The sequence below is a fragment of the Arcobacter sp. F2176 genome (assembly GCF_004116465.1).
GTDB lineage: Bacteria > Campylobacterota > Campylobacteria > Campylobacterales > Arcobacteraceae > Arcobacter > Arcobacter siniprincipis.
Map to the genome: position 1 here is coordinate 1 of NZ_PDJV01000074.1, position 424 is coordinate 424.

The 424-nt window shown below is 41.5% G+C and carries 1 protein-coding gene; it reads left to right on the top strand.

Going from position 1 to position 424, the window contains the following annotated elements; all coding sequences use genetic code 11:
• Positions 1-12 precede the first annotated feature (12 nt).
• Positions 13-424, top strand: a 412-nt coding sequence (locus CRU95_RS16230) for a fructose-bisphosphatase class II (RefSeq protein ID WP_258238756.1), incomplete at its 3' end; no start/stop codon positions are given.

Genomic DNA, 424 nt, shown 5'->3' on the forward strand with positions numbered 1-424 from the left:
CCTGATATGTACATGGAAAAAATCGCGGTTGGTCCAAAAGCAGCTGGTAAAATTAGCTTAGATGATCCAATTGAAAAAACAATTGAAATTGTAGCAGAAGCTAACAATAAAAAGATTCGTGATCTAACAGTTATCGTTCAAGAACGTGAGCGTCATCAAGATATTATTGACCGTGTTCGTGCAAAAGGTGCACGCGTAAAATTATTTGGTGACGGTGATGTTGGTGCGTCAATCGCAACAGCACTACCTGGAACGGGTATCGACTTATTCGTAGGTATTGGCGGAGCTCCAGAAGGTGTTATTTCTGCAGCAGCATTAAAGTGCCTTGAAGGTGAAATGCAAGCTCGCTTAGTTCCAATGAACGAAGAAGAAGAAGCTCGTTGTCGTGAAATGGGATTAGAAGATCCTCGTCAACTTCTTATGT